The sequence below is a fragment of the Bradyrhizobium diazoefficiens genome, assembly GCF_016616235.1.
Lineage (GTDB): Bacteria > Pseudomonadota > Alphaproteobacteria > Rhizobiales > Xanthobacteraceae > Bradyrhizobium > Bradyrhizobium diazoefficiens_H.
On record NZ_CP067100.1, the window covers coordinates 5,671,209 to 5,689,304 of the forward strand.

Genomic DNA, 18,096 nt, shown 5'->3' on the forward strand with positions numbered 1-18,096 from the left:
CGGCACGGCATCGCCTGTGATCAAGTGCGCGCGCCGCAAATGAGGTAGCCCATGGCCAGCAACATCAATCCCGATCCGTTCACGACGCGCCCCGAAATCGAGGGCACGTTCGGGGTCGTCGCCAGCACGCACTGGATTGCGACCGCCGTCGGCATGGGCATCCTGGAGAAGGGCGGCAATGCCTTCGATGCCGGCGTCGCCACCGCCTTCACCCTCCAGGTGGTCGAGCCGCATCTGAACGGCCCCGGCGGCGATGTGCCGATCATCGTCCACGACGTGAAGCGCGGCCGCACCGAGGTGATCTGCGGCCAGGGCCCGGCACCGGCCCGCGCGACCATCGCGCATTACAGAAGCGAAGGCCTCGACATGGTGCCCGGCACCGGCCTGCTTGCGGCCTGCGTCCCCGGCACGTTCGAATCCTGGATGATGCTGCTGCGCGACTACGGCACCATGCGCCTGCGCGATGTGCTGGAGCCGGCGATCTCTTATGCGCGCGACGGCTATCCGCTGGTCGAGCGAGCCTGCGCCACGATCCAGACCGTCGAGCAATTGTTCCGCAAGCATTGGCCGACCTCTGCCGCGGTCTACCTGCCCAATGGTGAAGTGCCGCGACCCGGCACGCTCTTCACCAACAAGACGCTGGCCGCAACATACACCCGCATCCTGAGCGAAGCCGAGAGCGGCGGTGGCGGCCGCGATGCCGAAATCGAGCGCGCGCGCAAATCGTGGTCGCGAGGTTTCGTCGCCGAAGCGACCGACAATTTCTGCCGGACCCAGGAAGTCATGGACGTCAGCGGCTCGCCGCATCGCGGGGTCCTGTCGGCCGACGACATGGCGCGCTGGCAGCCGACGGTCGAGGCTCCCCTCACCTACGACTACGGCCGCTACACCGTCTGCAAGGCCGGCGTCTGGAGCCAGGGCCCGGTGACGCTGCAGCAGCTTGCGCTGCTAAAGGGCTTTGCGCTCGACGGGCTCGACCCGACCGGACCGGAGTTCATCCATCTTCAGATCGAATGCGCAAAGCTCGCCTTCGCTGACCGCGAAAAATTCTACGGTGATCCCAAGTTCAGCGAGATCCCGATCGCGACGCTGCTATCGGACGCCTACAACGACGAACGTCGCAAGTTGGTGACCGAGAAGGCTTCGCTCGATCTGCGGCCCGGCGCGGTCGAGGGCTTTGGCGGCGTGGTCAGGCTGCGCCGCGCTGAAGGCCAACGCGAGGCCGTCGGCGCGCTCGGCGCCGGCGAGCCAACCGTCGGCCGCTTCGGCGAGGTGCGCGGCGACACCGTGCATTTCGATATCATCGACAAGGCCGGCAACATGGTGTCCTCGACGCCGTCGGGAGGCTGGCTGCAATCCTCGCCTGTCATTCCCGAGCTGGGTTTCTGCCTCGGCAGCCGCGCACAAATGTTCGATTTGGAGGAGAACCAACCGAGCTCGCTCGCGCCGGGCAAGCGGCCGCGCACCACGCTGTCGCCGACCATGGCGCTGCGCGACGGCGAGCCGTATCTGGCCTGGGGATCGCCCGGCGGCGACCAGCAGGATCAGTGGATCACGCAATTCTTCCTGCGCCACGTCCATTGCAACCTCAATCTCCAGGAGGCGATCGACGCGCCGGCGTGGCATTCCGAGCACTTTCCGATCTCGTTCTGGCCCCGCACCGCAAGGCCCGGCGTGCTCGTGATCGAGAACCGCGTGCCGAAGGCGACGATCGAGAACCTGCGCGAGCGCGGACATGTCGTCGAGGTCGGGCCGGACTGGTCGGAAGGCCGCCTCACTGCGGCCTCGCGCGTCGGTTCGCGCCGCCGCGCCGCCGCCAATCCGCGCGGCATGCAGGGCTACGCCGCAGGGCGCTGAAGGCATCTTATGACCTGGTCGATCATCGCGCGAGACCCTGTCACCGGCCAGTTCGGCATTGCGGTCGCGAGCCGCTTCTTCGCCGTCGGTGCTCGCGTGCCCTATATCGCGGCCGGCCTCGGCGCGATCGCGACGCAGGCCTTCGTCAATCCCTATTACGGCATCGACGGCATCAAACTGCTGCGCGAGGGCCTGAACGCGCATGACGTGCTCGCCCCCCTGCTCGCGATCGATGACGGCCGCGAGAGCCGTCAGCTTCATATCATGGACGCGAGCGGCGAGATCGCCGCGCATACCGGCCGCGACTGCGTCGACTGGTGCGGGCACGTCGCGGGCAGCGGCTTCTCGATCGCCGGCAACATGCTCACCGGCGCCGACGTGCTTGACGAGACGGCCAAGACCTACATCACCAATGACAGCCTGCCCTTTCCGCGCCGCCTGCTCGCCGCCATGCGCGCGGGCGAGGCTGCGGGCGGCGACAAGCGCGGCAAGCAGTCCGCGGCACTGCTGATCCACGGCGAAGAGGAATGGCCGGCGCTGGACATCCGCGCCGACGACCATTCCGATCCGCTCGGCGAACTCGAACGGCTCGAACGCATCAGCCAGGAGCTCTGGGTGCACTTCCGCAGCTCGCTGCCGACGCGGCAGAACCCGGCCGGCAACACCGATCGCAGCGTCATCGACGCCAGCATCAAAGCAGCGCGCGCAAGGCTGTCATGAGCGCGAGCCCTCTCATCGAGATCGAGGGCCTGCGCATCCGTTTCCACGGCGACGACGGCCGCGTCACCCATGCGGTCGACAGCGTCGATCTCAGCGTCGCCAACGGCGCCACGCTCGGCCTCGTCGGCGAATCCGGCTGCGGCAAGAGCGTAACGTCGCTGGCGATCATGGGCTTGCTGCCGAAGCAGAGCGCGGAAATATCAGGCGCAATCCGCTTCGACGGTTTTGACCTGCTGCATACGTCCGACCAGACGCTGCGCGACCTCCGCGGTAACCGGCTCGCGATGATCTTCCAGGAGCCGATGACCTCGCTCAACCCGAGCTTCACCATCGGCGACCAGATCATCGAGACCATTTTGCGCCATCGCGGCGGCTCGCGGAAGAGCGCGCGCCAGCGGGCTGTCGAGCTGCTGCGCCGTGTCCACATCCCCTCGCCCGAGCGACGGATCGACGAATATCCGCACAAGCTCTCCGGCGGCATGCGCCAGCGCGTCATGATCGCGATGGCGCTGGCCTGCGATCCGCAGCTCCTGATCGCAGACGAGCCGACCACTGCGCTCGACGTCACCCTGCAGGCGCAGATTTTGGAGCTGATGCGCGAGCTGAAGGCGGCAAGCGGCGCCGCGATCATCCTGATCACCCACGATCTCGGCGTCGTCGCCGAAGTCTGCGACGAGGTCGCGGTGATGTATGCCGGCGAGATCGTCGAGCGCGCGCCAGTCGATGAACTGTTTTCCGCGCCTCAGCATCCCTACACGGTCGGGCTGCTCGGCTCGATCCCGCGGCTCGATCATCGCGCCGAACAGCTTGCCACGATCGAGGGCATGGTGCCGAACATGGCGCAGCCGCCCGCCGGCTGCCGCTTCGCCGCGCGCTGCCCCTTCGTGCTGGACGCCTGCACCAGGGCGCCGCCGCCGCTGGTGGAAGTCGGCCCCGGTCACCTGTCGCGCTGCATCCGCGCGCCGCTCGAACGCCTGGTGTCGTGATGGCGCTGCTCGAGGTCAGGGGCCTGGTCAAGCATTTCGTCGCCCAGCGCTCGCTGTTTGGCCGCGCGCTGGCGCATGTCAAAGCGGTCGATGGCGTCAGCTTTTCGCTCGAAGCCGGCAAGACGCTGGCGCTGGTCGGCGAATCCGGTTGCGGCAAATCCACCGTTAGCCGCCTGGTGCTGCGGCTGATCGAGCCGGATGCGGGCACGGTGCGCTTCGATGGCCGCGACCTGCTCTCGCTCGACGCCCTCGCCCTCCGCAAGTTCCGCCGCGAGGCGCAGATCATCTTCCAGGACCCCTACGCCTCGCTTAACCCGCGCATGACGGTCGGCCAGATCCTGATCGAGCCGCTGGCGCTGCACGATCTGGTGCCACCGGCACAGCGGCGCGAGCGGGTTGCGGAGCTGCTGCGGCTGGTCGGGCTGGAGCCGCGGCTGGCCCGGCGCTATCCGCACGAATTCTCCGGCGGCCAGCGCCAGCGCATCGCCATTGCCCGTGCGCTTGCGGTCGAACCGAAGCTGATCATCTGCGACGAGCCGGTCTCGGCGCTGGACGTCTCGATCCGCTCGCAGATCCTCAATTTGCTGCGCGAGCTCCAGGACCGGCTTGGCCTTGCCTACATTTTCGTCTCGCACGATCTGGCCGTGGTCAAGCACATCGCCGACCGCGTCGCCGTGATGAATCTCGGCCAGATCGTCGAGATAGCCGATGCGGACGCGCTGTTCGCCCAACCGCGCCATCCCTACAGCCGCGCCTTGTTGTCCGCGATTCCCCTGCCGGAGCCCCACGCCAAGCGAGCGAAGGTCATTCTCCAAGGCGAGATCCCGAGCGCGCTCGATCCGCCGGCTGGCTGCCGCTTTCACACCCGCTGCCCGTTCGTCATCGAGCGCTGCCGCAACGAGGCGCCGGAGCTTCTGGCGGACGCCAGCGGACACGCCACCGCCTGTCACCGCGTCAGCGAGCTGCCGCCCGCCGATGCCATCCTGCCCGCTGCGGCCGGGTTCTCGCCGGCACTGGCAAAATTGGTCGCGGCGTTCAGCCGAAAGACGGAAGGCGCCGGCCCGTCCGGGGTTGGTATACAGGGTGCAAGGCCTACAACGACGTAAGCCGCAGCAATGGGGATTGTCCGATGAAGATATTTCGTCTGGCCGCAACGGCCGCCGCTGTCCTGCTGTCGCTTGGAGCCGCTCAGGCCCAGACCACCCTGCGCGTCGGTCTTGCCGAGGATCCTGACATCCTCGATCCGACCATGGCGCGCACCTATGTCGGCCGCATCGTGTTCTCGGCGTTCTGCGACAAGCTGTTCGACATCGACGAGAAGCTGAACATCGTGCCGCAGCTCGCGCTGTCGAGCGAGACCGTCGATGACGGCAAGGGTCTCGTGATAAAGCTCCGGCCAGGCGTGAAATTCCACGACGGCGAGCCGTTCGATGCGGAGGCCGCCAAATTCTCGCTGGAGCGCCATCTGACCTTCCCCGGCTCGTTCCGCAAGCCGGAGCTGGCCTCGGTCGACCACATCGACATCGTCGATCCCCTCACCATCAAGCTGGTACTGAAGGCGCCGTTCTCGCCCCTGCTTGCCCAGCTCACCGACCGCGCCGGCATGATGATGTCGCCGAAGGCGGCGAAGGAATCCGGCGACAAGTTCGGCCTGCATCCCGTCTGCGCCGGTCCGTACAAATTCATCGAGCGCGTGCAGCAGGACCGCATCGTGTTCGAGAAGTTCGCCGACTACTGGAACAAGGACAACGTCTTCATCGACCGCATCGTGTTCCAGCCGATCGTGGACGCCACGGTGCGGCTGGCGAACCTGAAATCCGGCGGCCTCGATCTGATCGAGCGCGTGCTCGCCACCGACCTCAAGGACGTACGCGCGGATTCACGGCTGAAGGTCGCGACCGCGATCGAGCTCGGCTATCAGGGCATCACGCTCAACATCGGCAAGGACAAGGCCAAGGGACCGCTCAGCCAGTCCGCCAAGGTGCGGCAGGCGCTCGACCTTGCGATCGACCGCGAGGCGATCAACCAGGTCGTGTTCAACGGCGAGTTCCAGCCCGGCAATCAATGGGTCAATCCCGATCATCCCTACTATCAAAAGTCCCTTCCGATCCGGCCCCGCAACGTGGAGAAGGCCAAGGCGCTGCTGAAGGAGGCCGGCGTGACGCCGCCGGTCAGCGTCGATTTCCTTGTGCCGAAGGGCGCGGAGACCGAGACGCCGGCGCAGGTGATCCAGTCGATGGCGGCGGAAGCCGGGTTCGACATGAAGATCCGCCTCACCGAATTCGCGACCGGATTGAAGCAGGCCGAGGCCGGCGACTATCAGGCCTATATGCTCGCCTGGAGCGGCCGCGTCGATCCCGACGGCAACACCTTCGTCTTCCTGCACAGTGGCGCGCCGCAGAACTACGGCGCCTGGAACAATCCGCAGGCCGACAAGGCGCTGGAGGACGCGCGTCTCGTCACCGATCCCGTCAAGCGCAAGGCGAGCTATGAGGTCCTGGCGAAGCTGGTCCAGGATGAGGAGCCGCTGCTCTACCTCTACCACCGCCGCATCATCATCGCGCACACGACCAAGCTCGAAGGCTACCGGCAGATGCCCGACGGTCTCGTGCGCGTCATTGGCCTCAAGCTGAAGTGACGTTGCAAGGATGCTGAACTTCCTCGCCCGCCGCCTTGCGCAGATCGTGCCGACGCTGTTCTTCGTCTCGGTGCTGATCTTCTCGCTGCAGCAATTGCTGCCGGGCGATCCCGCGCTGGTGATGGCGGGCGAAGAGCGCGATCCGGCCGTGATCGAACAGATCCGGCACCAGTACCGGCTCGATCAGCCCGTCCCGGTGCAGTACGCCTATTGGATCAAGGGCGTACTGTCGGGCGATTTCGGCGAGTCCCTGCGCAACAAGATGCCGGTGCGCGAATTGATCGCGCAGAAGCTGCCGGTGACGCTCCAGCTGGGCTCGATGGCGATCATCATCGCCTTCCTGATCGGCATTCCCGCCGGCATCGTCGCCGCCGTCAAGAAGGGCTCCGCCTGGGATTATGGCGCCAATTTGTTCGCGCTGTGGGGCATCTCGACGCCGAACTTCTGGCTCGGCATCATGCTGATCTTCCTGTTCTCGATCGAGCTCGGATGGTTGCCGGCCTCCGGTTACGTTCCGCTCACCGAGAGCTGGCGCGCGAGTCTCGCTGCCACCATCATGCCCGCCTTCGTGCTCGGCAACGCCATCGCTGCGGTCCTGATGCGGCACACGCGTAGCGCCATGCTCCAGGTGCTGGAAAGTGACTATGTCCGCACCGCGCGCGCCAAGGGACTCTTGGAGCGCTCGGTGATCCTCAAGCACGCCATGCGTAACGCGCTGACCCCAGTGATCACCTTGGGCGCACTCGAGCTCGGCACGCTGCTGTCGGGCGCCGTACTGACCGAGCAGATCTTCTCCATCCCCGGCTTCGGCAAGCTGATCGTCGATGCCGTCTTCAACCGCGATTACGCCGTCGTGCAGGGCGTCGTGCTGGTGACGGCGACGATCTACATCACGCTCAACCTGATCGCTGACATCGCCTACATCCTCGTCAATCCCAGGCTGAGGGGCTAGGCCATGACCGACGCTGTGCTCGCAGCCAATCCCGTCGCCGATGCCGGTGAGCTGGACAGCCCGGCGCGCCGGGCGCGGCGCCGGCTGTTCAAGCGCAAGGCGGCGGTTGCGGGCCTCGTGGTGCTCGTCGTGTTCATCCTGCTCGCGCTGCTGGCCCCTCTGATCGTGCCCTACGATCCCATCGCGACGAGCTGGAGCCTGGTCCGCAAGCCACCGACGGCGGCACACTGGTTCGGCACCGACGAGCTCGGCCGCGATATCTTCAGCCGCGTCGTCTACGGCGCGCGCGCCTCGCTGCTCGCCGGCCTGATCTCGGTCGCGATTGCGCTCGGCATCGGCGTGCCACTCGGCCTGCTCGCCGGCTATCGCGGCGGATTCGTCGATGCGCTGATCAGCCGGATCACCGATGCCATGCTGGCCTGCCCGTTCCTGATCCTGGCGATCGCGCTCGCGGCATTTCTCGGCCCGAGCCTCGGCAACGCCATGATCGCGATCGGCATCTCGGCAACCCCGATCTTCATCCGCCTGACCCGCGGCCAGGTGCTGAGCGTCAAGGCCGAGGACTATGTCGAGGCCGCCCGCGCGCTCGGCAACCCGCCGTGGCGGATCGCATTCTCGCACATCCTGCCGAACATCCTGCCGGCGCTGCTGGTGCAGGCTACGCTGTCGATCGCCGCCGCCATCATCGCCGAAGCCGCGCTGTCCTTCCTCGGCCTCGGCCAGCAGCCGCCGGCTCCGTCCTGGGGCAGCATGCTCAATGCGGCACAACGGTTCCTGACCCAGGCGCCCTGGATGGCAATCTGGCCGGGACTTGCCATCTTCCTGGTCGTGCTGTCGCTGAACCTGCTCGGCGACGGGCTGCGCGACGCGCTCGATCCAAGGCAGCGTTAGATTAAACTAGCGGGTCGAGCGATCAGATCACCACCTCCCGCATCACCCGGCGGCAATCCATCTCGTATTCGAGATCGACCACCGGCGGCCGGGCGAAATGCCAGGTCAAGCCGGAGCGCAGCGCGCCGCGGCGGACCAGTTCGTCGACCAGCGCGTGGTGGAAGTCGTGCACCGAATAGGCCTGCACACCGGTCGTGTCCTTCCAACCGAAACCGAACGCGGTCATCCGGTTTTCCATCTGCGAGGTCGTGGTGAACCGCACCTTCTCGCGAAGACCCTCCCGGCTGAGGTCGCGGTATCGTACCGTGCGCTCGACATAGCTGCCGCTGCCTTCGCGCGCCTCGGCGCCGCCGGCGATCACGAAGGACGGCGCCTTCGATGTCGTCGGGCGCGTGAAGGAGAAGGCGTAGAAGCACGGCTCGGACGGCGGATCGATCTCGGGACAGACATTGCTGCGCGCCACCGGATTGGTGGTGCCGTCGAAGATACCCCATTCCGACAGCGTCTTCACATAGTGCAGGTTGAAGGCGCGAAAGCCCTCCTCGCTGAAGGCTGCCGGCGAGCGGAGCTCGCAGGCGCAGAATGCGGTGAGCGGCCGGCCTGCCTCCTGGATGTACTTTGCCGCCAGCGCAAATCCCTCGGCGAGCGGCACCAGGCGGTCGAACCGGACGCGCTCGATCTCATAGCCGTCGTCCGCGGCCGCGCCGGCCGAATACTGGAACACGGACGGGATGAAGCGATAATTGCCGGCGGAGAAATCACTGACCATGTCGAGCTCCTAATCCAGTTGCATGCGGCTACCCTTGGCCCCATTGAGCAGGCGCTTCAGATGGAAGCTGGCCAGCGCATCCTCGGCATGCATCCCCACCAGCGCGGCAAAGGCCGGCATGGCAGCGAGATCGCCAGCCTCCATCTTGGCAAAGGCCTCGGAATAGAGCGCAGTCTCCGGCGCTTCGAATTTGGCTTGCGCCAGCGGCTCGAACGCGCGCAACGGCTCGCTGCGTCCGCGCAGCATCAGCTCGCCGACAGGGCGGCCCTGGAAATTCTCGGCCGCCTTGGCGACGCTGGCACTGACGCAGATGCGCGTGCCCAGATGCTTGTTGGCGGCTTCCAGCCGCGCCGCGATGTTGATGGAGTCGCCATAAGCGGTGTAGTCGAAGAAGCGGTTGCCGCCGAAATTGCCGACCAGCGCCGGCCCGGCATGAATGCCGATGCGGGTGGCGCCGAAACGCACACCCTTGGCACTTTGGCGGACACAGAAATCCTGCGCCCAGGCATCGAGATCGTGGGCGCAGGCGACCGCCCGCGTCGCATAGTCAGGCTGATCGCCCGGCGCATTGAACAGCACCTGGAGCGCATCGCCGATGATCTTCGCGACCGTCCCCTCATGTTCGAACACGATCTCGGTCATTCCGCCGACATATTCGTTGAGGAGCTCGCCCAGCGTCTCCGGCGGCGCAGTCTCGACCAGCGAGGTGAAACCTGTGATGTCGGTGAAGATCGTGGCGACGTCGCGCCACTGCACTTCGATCCCCTCGCCCTCGCCGCTTGCTGCCAGACGCTTGGCAAGCTCGGGCGAAAAATGACGCGACAACGCGGCATGGGCCCGCTCCGCCACCATCTGGCGGCGCCGCACCTCGCGCAGCATCTCGATGTGGCGGATGGTCTTGTCGATCGTGGCTTGCAGGTCGGAAAAGTCGATCGGCTTGGTCAGGAAGTCGAACGCGCCGCGGTTCATCGCGGTGCGGATGTTGCTCATGTCGCCATAGGCCGAGACGATGATGGTCGACTTCTTGTCCTCGGCGTCCTGGAGCTTTTGCAGCAGCGACAGCCCGTCCATGCGCGGCATGTTGATGTCCGAGACCACCATGTCGACATGCGGATTCTCTTCGAGCGATTGCAGCGCCTCGAGGCCATCGCGGGCGAACATGATGGCGAGCAGCCCGTCGCGAATCTGCCTGCGGAATTTCTGCAGGACCAGGGCCTCGAGATCCGGCTCGTCGTCGACGAAGAGGATGGTCGCAGTCATGCGGCTTGCTCGAGCCTCGTGTCGATCTCCTGCCGCAGCAGCGCAAAGTCGATCGGCTTGGTCAGGAGGGCAACGGCGCCGCGCTCGATCGCCTTGCGGCGCGTCTCGGCATCGCCATAGGCCGTGATCATGATGACGGGAACGTCGGGATGCTCGGCACGCACCTTGGGCAACATGTCGAGCCCGCTCATGCCGGGCATGTTGATGTCGGACAGGATCAGGATCAACGAGGGATCTCGAACCTCGGCGGCAAGCTTCAGCGCATCGGGTGCGGACGGCGCGAATTCCATCTGGAAACGGCCGGCGCGCAGGTCGCGCCGGAACTGCTGCCGGAACAGCGCCTCGACGTCGGGCTCGTCATCGACGACCAGGATGTAAACGTTCAACTCTTGCCTCCGGAAGTGCCGCCCGCCGCCATCGTGCGCGGCAGGGTGATGATGAATTCGGTGAATACACCGGGTTCGGTGTTCACGTCGATCGTGCCGCCGTGCTGTTTCACGACGATGTCATGGCTCATGGACAGGCCGAGCCCGGTGCCCTCGCCGGCCGGCTTGGTGGTGAAGAAGGGATTGAACATCTTCTGTTTCACCTCGTCCGGAATTCCAGTGCCGTTGTCGCGGATCCGGATCTCGACCCCGCCGCCGAGATTTTTCGTGACCGCGCTTAAAGTGGGCTCGAAGCCGTCCCGCGCGCTCTCGTTGCGCTTGGCGGACGCATAGAATCCGTTCGAGATCAGATTGAGGAGGACGCGGGTGATCTCCTGCGGATAGACATCGATCATGCCGGCGGCGGGATCGAAATCGCGCTTCAGCGTGATGTTGAAGGCCGGCTTTTCGGCGCGCGCGCCGTGATAGGCGAGATTGAGGCTTTCCTCCACGATCGCATTGATGTCGCTCGGGCGATGCTCGCCGGAGCCCTCGCGCGAATGCAGCAGCATGTTCCTGACGATGGAATCGGCGCGCTTGCCGTGCTGCACCACCTTCTCGAGATTGCTCCTGAGCATGCCGGTCAGCTCGTCGACTTCCTCCCGGGTCTTGCCGTCGAGCGAGGCCGCCTGCAGGGCCTCGTTGAGCTCGTCGATCAGCTCGGTCGACACGGAGGAGAAATTGTTGACGAAGTTGAGTGGGTTCTTGATCTCGTGCGCGATCCCGGCGGTGAGCTGGCCGAGCGAGGCAAGCTTCTCGGTCTGGATCAGGCGATCCTGCGCGGCGCGCAGATCGTCGAGCGACCGCGACAGCTCCCTGGTGCGATCCTGGACTTCTTCGAACAACCGGACATTCTCGATCGCGATAAGGGCCTGGTCTGCAAAGCTGGTGGCGAGCTCGATCTGCTTTGCGCTGAAGGGACGCACGACATGCCGCGTCAGGACGAACACGCCGATGGGCGTCCCCTCCCGAAGCAAAGGCACACCGAGCATCGTACGAACGTTGGAGCCTCTTCGCGCAGACGAAGGCGCGTATTCAGGATCCCCCTGCACGTCAGGGACATGGATCGTCTTCCCCTCCAGCAGGGTCCGGCCGACGACACTTCCACGCTCCGGCACGGTCGTAAATGTGGCGAGGTGGTTTTTCTGAGGCTCTGCAAGTCCGTGGCTTGCAGCCAACCGATAGCCATCATCCATGGGACGAAAAATCGTCCCCTCGTCGGCGTCGCACAGGCGCGCCGCGGATTCCACGAGCGTGTCGAGTACAGCCTGTAAGTCGAACGCCGAACGACTGATCACCTTCAAGACCTCGGCGGTCGCGGTCTGTTGTTGCAGTGATTCGCTGAGATCGTCGGTGCGCCGGCGCAATTCCCTTAGCAACCGCGTATTCTCGATGGCGATCACGGCCTGGTTTGCAAAATTCGTCACCAGCTCGATCTGTTTCTCCGTAAACGGATGGACCTGTTGGTGAAAGATACCGATTGCGCCGATGACCTCTGTCTCCTTGAGCAAGGGCACCGCAAGGATGGTGCGCGCTCCGGCAAGATCGGCATTCGCGCGGCGGACCGGATCGCCTTCGACGTAAGCACGTTCGGCCTTCGAGTCGATGACATGAACCGCCTGCTTGGTGAGGAGCAGCCGGCCCATCGCAGTATCCGGGCCAGGACGAAACAGCGGCTCACGCCGCCGCAGTTCGGCGAACGCCTCCGGTGCATTGTGAAGAGCCACGCATCGGGCGGAATCGCCCTCGACCAACAGCATCATTCCAAATTTTGCCCCACAGATCCGCGTCGCGTTCGCGAGCATCACGTCAAAGACGGGCTGCAGGTCGCCCGAGGAGTTGCTGATCGCCCGCAGCACCTCGGCGGTCGCGGTCTGCTGCTGCAGCGATTCACTCAATTCCGCCGTGCGCTGCTCGACCTTGTTCTCGAGGTCGGCATAGGATTCCTGCAACCGCGCGCCCATGTCGTTGAATTGATTGGCGAGACCTTCGAGCTCGTCGCCAGTCCCGATCGAGATGCGCTGGGAGAAATCGCCGCCGCCGATCCGCTCGGCGCCGCTGCGCAGCGCCTGGATCGGCCCGACCATGCGGCGCGCGAGGAAGATTCCCGCAAGCACCGCGAAGATCGATGCTGCGAGCAGCACGATCGCCAGCCGCTGCAACGCGGCGTAGAGCGCGGCATAAGCCTCCTCGACCGGCAACTCGACGAACATGGTCCAATGCAGCGGTGCGATCGGCGCCGATGCCGTCAGCACTTCCTGCCCCTGGATGTTGCGCGATTCCGATAATGCTTCAGGCATCGCGCCGCCGGCGGCCTGCGCCGCTCGCACTTGCGCGAGCCCCGACATATCGGTGTTGCGCAGCACGAGGCTGATGTCGGGATGCGCGATCAGTCGCCCCTCAGGGCCGACCACATAAGCATGTCCGTGCTCGCCGACCTTGATCTGGGACACGACGTCCCAGATCAGCTTGAGATTGACCTCGGCGATACTGACGCCGGCATCCTTGCGCGCGCCGGCCAGCGCCAGCGTCATATAAGGCTCTGAGTCCCTGCGGAAATAGACCGGCCCATAATAGACCTTGTGCGCCACCGCCTCGGTGAACTTCGGGTCCGCCGACAGGTCGATCCCGCTGTCGATCGCGTCCATCGCGAGCCGGGAGACCCGTAACCGCTCTTTGCCGGTCGCATCGACCTGGGCGAGCTCGGTGATTGCGGGCACTTGACGCAGCAGCCGCAGCGCGTCGAATCGGCGCTGCTCGACCGAAGCCGCCGACCAGGGCAGCTGCGTGGTCCAGCCGAGCTGGCTCTCGATCTCCTTGACGAACTGGCCGATCTTGGCCGCCGCCGCCTCGGCCTGCTCATGCTGGACCCGGATCAGCGCGGCCTTGTGCTCACGATAGTAAAAGAAGACCTCGAACAGCCCGTTGGCCAGCAGCGCGATGGCGACGACGGCCACGAACAGCGCGACATATTTGGTGAACAGACGGGTCCGGATCCCCCGCCCAGCCGTCGCGCCAGAGCCAACGCCGTCCGAGACCGCGCTCGGCAGCGTCCTGGCTTGCGGGGTGTCGGGATGGAGTGAGAGGGTCATATCCGGCCGAACCTAGCAAGAAGGCCCGGCCTTGTCTCTCATGCTCGCCCTAAGCCTTACGGCGGACGCGGGCACCCCGGCACAAAAAAGGCGGCAGCGGATTGGCCGCTGCCGCCCTTCTCTTTTCGTTCGATTGTCCGCCGCCTCAGGTCGGCCGCAGCGCCTTGGCATCGAGGTCGAGCTCGTTGACCTGCTTGTTCCGCTCGGAATCGGCCGCCGCGCGGTGGTCGGTCGCCAGCACCACGTAGACGGCGGGCAGCACGAACAGCGTGAACAGCGTGCCGATCGACATGCCGGCGACGACGACCAGGCCGATCGAGAAGCGGCTGGCCGCGCCCGCACCGGACGCGGTCAGGAGCGGGATCAGGCCCGTCACCATGGCGGCCGTGGTCATCAGGATCGGCCGGAGGCGGATACGGGCCGACATCTCGATCGCGGAGCGGCGGTCGAGCCGCTCCTTGACCTGGAGCTCGTTGGCGAACTCCACCATCAGGATGCCGTGCTTGGTGATCAGGCCGACCAGGGTCAGAAGACCGACCTGGGTGTAGATGTTCATGGTCGCCACGCCGAAGAACAGCGGGATCAGCGCGCCGACGATCGCCATCGGCACCGAGATCATGATCACGAACGGGTCGCGCAGGCTCTCGAACTGCGCCGCCAGCACCAGGAAGATGATGATCAGCGCGAAGCCGAAGGTGATCGCGAGCTGGTTGCCTTCCTGCACGTACTGGCGCGAGTCCGCCAGATAATCATGGCTGAAGCCCTGCGGCAGCTTCTTGGCCTCGCCTTCGAGGAAGTCGACCGCCGCGCCGACCGTCACGCCGGGCATCGGCACGGCCGAGAACGTCGCCGAATTGAGCTGATTGTAGTGTGTCAGCGAATTCGGTTGAGTCGTGGTCTCGATCGAAACCACCGTCGACAGCGGCAATTGCTGGCCGGTATTGGTGGAAACGTAATATCCGCCGAGCGATTCCGGTGAGAGCCGCTTGCCGCGCGGCACCTGCGGAATGACCTGATAGGAGCGTCCCTCCAGATTGAAGCGGTTGATGTAGTTGCCACCGAGCAGCACCGCCAGCGCGCTGCCGACGTTCTGCATGTTAACGCCGAGATCCTGAGCCTTGGTGCGATCGATGTTCACCTTCACGGTCGGCTGGTTGAAGGCGAGATCGCTGTCGGAGACGATGAACATGCCACTCTTGCGCGCGGCGTCCTTCAGCTTCTCCATCTGCTCATAGACGGTCTGGAAGCTCGCGGTCGAATTGATCACCATCTGCACCGGCAGACCGCCGGGGCCGCCGGGCAGCGGCGGCAGATTGAACGCAAAGGCCTGCACGCCCTCGATCTTGGAGAGCTCGGCCTGCACCAGCGGCTTCAGCGCGATCGAGGAACGCTTGCGCTCGTCCCAGGGCTTGAGCAGCATGCCGGCGATACCGCCCTGCGGCCCGTTGATGCCGTTCAGCACGAAGCGCAGGTCGGTCTCGGGGAAGCTTTGGAATTTCTCGTCGAGCTTTTCGCCGTAGAAATCGAGATAGTCGATGTTGGCGTATTTCGGCGCCTTGGTCACCGCGAACACGATGCCCTGATCTTCCTCGGGGGCCAGCTCCTTTGAAGTATGCATGTAGAGGAAGCCGACGAGCCCGAGGATCGTCACCGCGAACAGCCCGGTGATGGCCTTGTAGTCGAGCGAACGGTCGAGCCTGCGGCCATACCAGCGCGTCACCGCACCGAAGACCCTGTTGACGAGCTTGGCGAAGCGGCCCTCTTCGGTGTTCTTGAGCAGCACAGAGCACATCATCGGCGACAGCGTCAGCGCGATCACGCCCGACACGATCACCGAGCCCGCAAGCGTGAAGGCGAATTCGCGGAACAGCGAGCCGGTGAGGCCGCCGAGGAAGCCGATCGGCGCGTACACGGCGGCGAGCGTGATGGTCATCGAGACGACGGGACCGACGATCTCGCGTGCGCCTTGCAGCGAGGCCTGGACCGGTGTCTTGCCCTCCTCCAGATGGCGGTGAATGTTCTCCACCACGACGATGGCGTCGTCGACCACGAGGCCGATCGCGAGCACCATCGCCAGCAGCGTCAGCAGGTTAAAGCTGAAGCCCAGCGCCAGCATCAGGGTGCAGACCCCGATCATCGACAGCGGAATGGTGACGACCGGGATGATGACCGAGCGCAGCGAGGCCAGGAACAGGAAGATGACCACGATCACGATGATCACGGCTTCACCGAGCGTCTTCTCCACCTCGTCGATCGAGGATTGGATGAATTTGGTCGAATCGTAGGCGACCTTCATCTTCATCGATGGTGGCAGGTTGCGTTCCAGTTCGGGGAACAGCGCGCGCACGCCCTTGACCAGCGTCAGCGGGTTACCCTGCGGCGTTGCCTGCACGCCGATGAAGATCGCGTGCTCGCCGTTGAAGGCGACGCTCGCATCCGTGCTCTGGGCGGCAAGCTCGACGGTGGCGATGTCCTCCATCCGCACGAAACCGCCGTCCTTGGCCTTGACGATCATCTTCTTGAACTGGTTGACGTCGGTCAGGCCGGTATTCGTCGAGATGTTCGAGACGATGAGATAGCCCTTGGTCTGGCCCGCAGCGGACTGGAAGTTGTTGGCGGCGATCGCCGCCGAGATGTCCGCGGGCGAAACATTGCGGCCGGCCATCTTCACCGGATCAAGCCAGAGCCGCATCGCAAAGGTCTGGCCGCCGAGGATGTCGGCGGACGCCACGCCGTCGACGGTTGACAGCACCGGCTGCACCACGCGCGTCAAATAGTCTGAAATCGCCGAGCCCGACAGCTCCTCGGACGAGAAACCCAGATACATCACGGCCGTGGTCTGGCCCGTGGTCTTGGTGACGATCGGGTCGTTGGATTCCTTCGGGATCAGGTATTTGACCGAGTTCGTCTTGGCCAGCACCTCGGTGAGCGCCTGGTTTGGGTCGAAGTTCAGCTTGATGTAGACCTGGATCGTCGAGGTGCCGAGCACCGAAGACGAGGTGATGTAGTCGACGCCCTCGGCGGAGGCGACGGCCTGCTCGATCGGCGTCGTGATGAAGCCCTGGATCAGGTCCGCGGACGCGCCGGGATAGACGGTCGTGATGTTGATGACCGTGTTCGACAGCTTCGGATATTGCCGGATCGGCAGCACCATCGCCGCGCGTAGGCCAATCAGCAGGATCAGCAGGCTGACGACAACCGACAGGACCGGGCGCTTGATGAAAATATCAGTAAAGGCCATCGCGGCAATCTCGATTTCTTTTGTCTCAAGAAACGTGATCCGGCGAGGCCGGATCACGTTGGGGATGTTGTCAGTAGCGCGGCGGCTGCGCCGGGATCTGCGGAGCCGGGTCGGTCGAAATCGAGACCGCCGCGCCCGATGGCAGTTTGATCTGGCCGACGGCGACGACCTTGTCCCCCGGCTTCAAACCTTTCAAAATCTCTGCGCGTCCCTCGACGCGGTTGCCGGTCTGCACGAAGGTGCGCACCGCCGAGAGGCTGGTCTTGCCGTCCTCTTCCTTCTTCTCGGTGATCACGAACACCGAGTCGCCATATAGCGTATAGTCGACCGCCGTCTCGGGCACGGTGATCACCGGCGGCTTGTCCGGCAGCACCACCGTGGTGGTCACGAACATGCCGGGCTTGAGGATCCTCTCCGGATTGGCGATCGTCGCCTGCACGCGGATATTGCGGGTGTCGGAGGCAATCTGCGGCTCGATCGTGGTGATCTTGCCCTCGAAGACGCGGCCCGGATAGGCGTCGACCTTGAGTCGGACCGTCTGGCCGACCTTGAGGCTGCCGGAATCCTTTTCCGTCACCGTGAAGTTGGCCCACAGCTCCGACAGATCGGTTAGCGACACGATCGCGGTGCCGGCGGTCAGATACTGGCCGACCTCGACCTTGCGGACGCCGAGATCGCCTGCGAACGGCGCGCGCACCAGCTTCTGCGAGATCAGCGCCTCGGTCTTGGCGATGCCGGCCAACGCCTGGTCATAGGCCGCCTGCGCGGTATCGACGGTTGCCTGCGGACCGAATTGACGCGACGCCAATTGCTTGGCGCGATCGAGCGATAGCTGCGCGACGGTCGCCTGCGCCTTGTAATTGGCGAGGTCACCCTGCTCCGGCGCGTCGAACAGCTGCACCAGCGGCGTGCCAGCTTCGACATGGGCGCCCGGCTCGAACTTGATCTCGGTGACGCGGCCGTTGACGTCGGCGCTGACGTTGACCTGGTGCACGGCGACGAGTTCGCCGACCGCCGTCAACAGGTTCGGGATCACTTCGGATTTCGCCTCGGCCGCGCTGACCGCAGTCGGCGGCGGCTTGTTGTTGGCGAAGAACTGCTTGATCATCTGGCCGCGGAAGTAATTGAACCAGACGAGGCCACCGACGAGCGCGCCGAGAAGCGTGCCGACGATGATGAACCAGAGCACCGGCCGGACCGGACGCTTGGGAGCCTTGTTATCGATCGGTTCGCCCGAAATTTTGTGTTCGGCTACGATGTTCATG

The 18,096-nt window shown here is 65.0% G+C and carries 13 protein-coding genes; 7 read left to right on the top strand and 6 right to left on the bottom strand.

Annotated elements, in window-relative coordinates:
- Positions 1-51 precede the first annotated feature (51 nt).
- Genes JJB99_RS26990 through JJB99_RS27020 form a run of 7 tightly spaced genes read left to right on the top strand, consistent with a single transcriptional unit; the run spans position 52 to position 8,044 of the window.
- The gene (locus JJB99_RS26990) at positions 52-1,857 is read left to right on the top strand and encodes a gamma-glutamyltransferase family protein (RefSeq protein ID WP_200495286.1); all 1,806 of its coding nucleotides are present in this window, start codon (positions 52-54) and stop codon (positions 1,855-1,857) included.
- 9 nt (positions 1,858-1,866) lie between these two features.
- A complete protein-coding gene (locus JJB99_RS26995; RefSeq protein WP_200495287.1) occupies positions 1,867-2,577 on the top strand; it encodes a DUF1028 domain-containing protein in 711 nt (236 codons plus the stop codon).
- Positions 2,574-3,563, top strand: a complete 990-nt coding sequence (locus tag JJB99_RS27000; protein ID WP_200495288.1) for an ABC transporter ATP-binding protein — start codon at positions 2,574-2,576, stop codon at positions 3,561-3,563. Before JJB99_RS26995 ends, JJB99_RS27000 begins: the two co-directional genes overlap by 4 nt.
- Entirely contained in the window at positions 3,563-4,669 is a 1,107-nt protein-coding gene (locus tag JJB99_RS27005; protein ID WP_200495290.1) for an ABC transporter ATP-binding protein, read from the top strand. The genes JJB99_RS27000 and JJB99_RS27005 overlap by 1 nt, the downstream gene beginning before the upstream one ends.
- A 23-nt stretch (positions 4,670-4,692) precedes the next feature.
- Positions 4,693-6,201: an ABC transporter substrate-binding protein gene (locus tag JJB99_RS27010; RefSeq protein ID WP_200495292.1), complete on the top strand. Its 1,509-nt coding sequence runs from the start codon at positions 4,693-4,695 to the stop codon at positions 6,199-6,201.
- A gap of 10 nt (positions 6,202-6,211) precedes the next feature.
- Positions 6,212-7,153 (top strand): ABC transporter permease, encoded by a 942-nt coding sequence (locus JJB99_RS27015; protein ID WP_200495294.1) that lies wholly within the window; start codon positions 6,212-6,214, stop codon positions 7,151-7,153.
- A 3-nt stretch (positions 7,154-7,156) separates the two neighbouring features.
- Positions 7,157-8,044, top strand: coding sequence for an ABC transporter permease (locus JJB99_RS27020; RefSeq protein WP_200495296.1), 888 nt, complete (start codon positions 7,157-7,159; stop codon positions 8,042-8,044).
- Positions 8,045-8,066: 22 nt separating this feature from the next.
- Here the strand turns inward: JJB99_RS27020 and cnbZ are convergent, their stop codons facing one another.
- The 6 genes from cnbZ to JJB99_RS27050 all read right to left on the bottom strand — a co-directional run bounded on the left by cnbZ (position 8,067) and on the right by JJB99_RS27050 (position 18,095).
- Entirely contained in the window at positions 8,067-8,813 is a 747-nt protein-coding gene (gene cnbZ, locus JJB99_RS27025; RefSeq protein WP_200495298.1) for a 2-amino-5-chloromuconate deaminase CnbZ, read from the bottom strand.
- A gap of 9 nt (positions 8,814-8,822) precedes the next feature.
- Positions 8,823-10,073, bottom strand: a complete 1,251-nt coding sequence (locus tag JJB99_RS27030) for an adenylate/guanylate cyclase domain-containing protein (protein WP_200495300.1) — start codon at positions 10,071-10,073, stop codon at positions 8,823-8,825.
- The gene (locus JJB99_RS27035; protein WP_200495302.1) at positions 10,070-10,459 is read right to left on the bottom strand and encodes a response regulator; all 390 of its coding nucleotides are present in this window, start codon (positions 10,457-10,459) and stop codon (positions 10,070-10,072) included. Before JJB99_RS27035 ends, JJB99_RS27030 begins: the two co-directional genes overlap by 4 nt.
- Positions 10,456-13,590, bottom strand: coding sequence for a GAF domain-containing protein (locus JJB99_RS27040; protein WP_200495304.1), 3,135 nt, complete (start codon positions 13,588-13,590; stop codon positions 10,456-10,458). Before JJB99_RS27040 ends, JJB99_RS27035 begins: the two co-directional genes overlap by 4 nt.
- A 145-nt stretch (positions 13,591-13,735) precedes the next feature.
- Positions 13,736-16,831, bottom strand: coding sequence for a MexW/MexI family multidrug efflux RND transporter permease subunit (locus JJB99_RS27045; RefSeq protein WP_200495306.1), 3,096 nt, complete (start codon positions 16,829-16,831; stop codon positions 13,736-13,738).
- A 70-nt stretch (positions 16,832-16,901) separates the two neighbouring features.
- Positions 16,902-18,095: an efflux RND transporter periplasmic adaptor subunit gene (locus JJB99_RS27050; RefSeq protein WP_200495308.1), complete on the bottom strand. Its 1,194-nt coding sequence runs from the start codon at positions 18,093-18,095 to the stop codon at positions 16,902-16,904.
- Position 18,096: the final 1 nt, after the last annotated feature.

Coding starts and splice junctions, on each gene's coding strand:
- JJB99_RS26990 (WP_200495286.1), top strand. CDS start 52: ATGGCCAGCAACATCAATCCCGATCCGTTCACGACGCGCCCCGAAATC.
- JJB99_RS26995 (WP_200495287.1), top strand. CDS start 1,867: ATGACCTGGTCGATCATCGCGCGAGACCCTGTCACCGGCCAGTTCGGC.
- JJB99_RS27000 (WP_200495288.1), top strand. CDS start 2,574: ATGAGCGCGAGCCCTCTCATCGAGATCGAGGGCCTGCGCATCCGTTTC.
- JJB99_RS27005 (WP_200495290.1), top strand. CDS start 3,563: ATGGCGCTGCTCGAGGTCAGGGGCCTGGTCAAGCATTTCGTCGCCCAG.
- JJB99_RS27010 (WP_200495292.1), top strand. CDS start 4,693: ATGAAGATATTTCGTCTGGCCGCAACGGCCGCCGCTGTCCTGCTGTCG.
- JJB99_RS27015 (WP_200495294.1), top strand. CDS start 6,212: ATGCTGAACTTCCTCGCCCGCCGCCTTGCGCAGATCGTGCCGACGCTG.
- JJB99_RS27020 (WP_200495296.1), top strand. CDS start 7,157: ATGACCGACGCTGTGCTCGCAGCCAATCCCGTCGCCGATGCCGGTGAG.
- cnbZ (WP_200495298.1), bottom strand. CDS start 8,813: ATGGTCAGTGATTTCTCCGCCGGCAATTATCGCTTCATCCCGTCCGTG.
- JJB99_RS27030 (WP_200495300.1), bottom strand. CDS start 10,073: ATGACTGCGACCATCCTCTTCGTCGACGACGAGCCGGATCTCGAGGCC.
- JJB99_RS27040 (WP_200495304.1), bottom strand. CDS start 13,590: ATGACCCTCTCACTCCATCCCGACACCCCGCAAGCCAGGACGCTGCCG.
- JJB99_RS27045 (WP_200495306.1), bottom strand. CDS start 16,831: ATGGCCTTTACTGATATTTTCATCAAGCGCCCGGTCCTGTCGGTTGTC.
- JJB99_RS27050 (WP_200495308.1), bottom strand. CDS start 18,095: ATGAACATCGTAGCCGAACACAAAATTTCGGGCGAACCGATCGATAAC.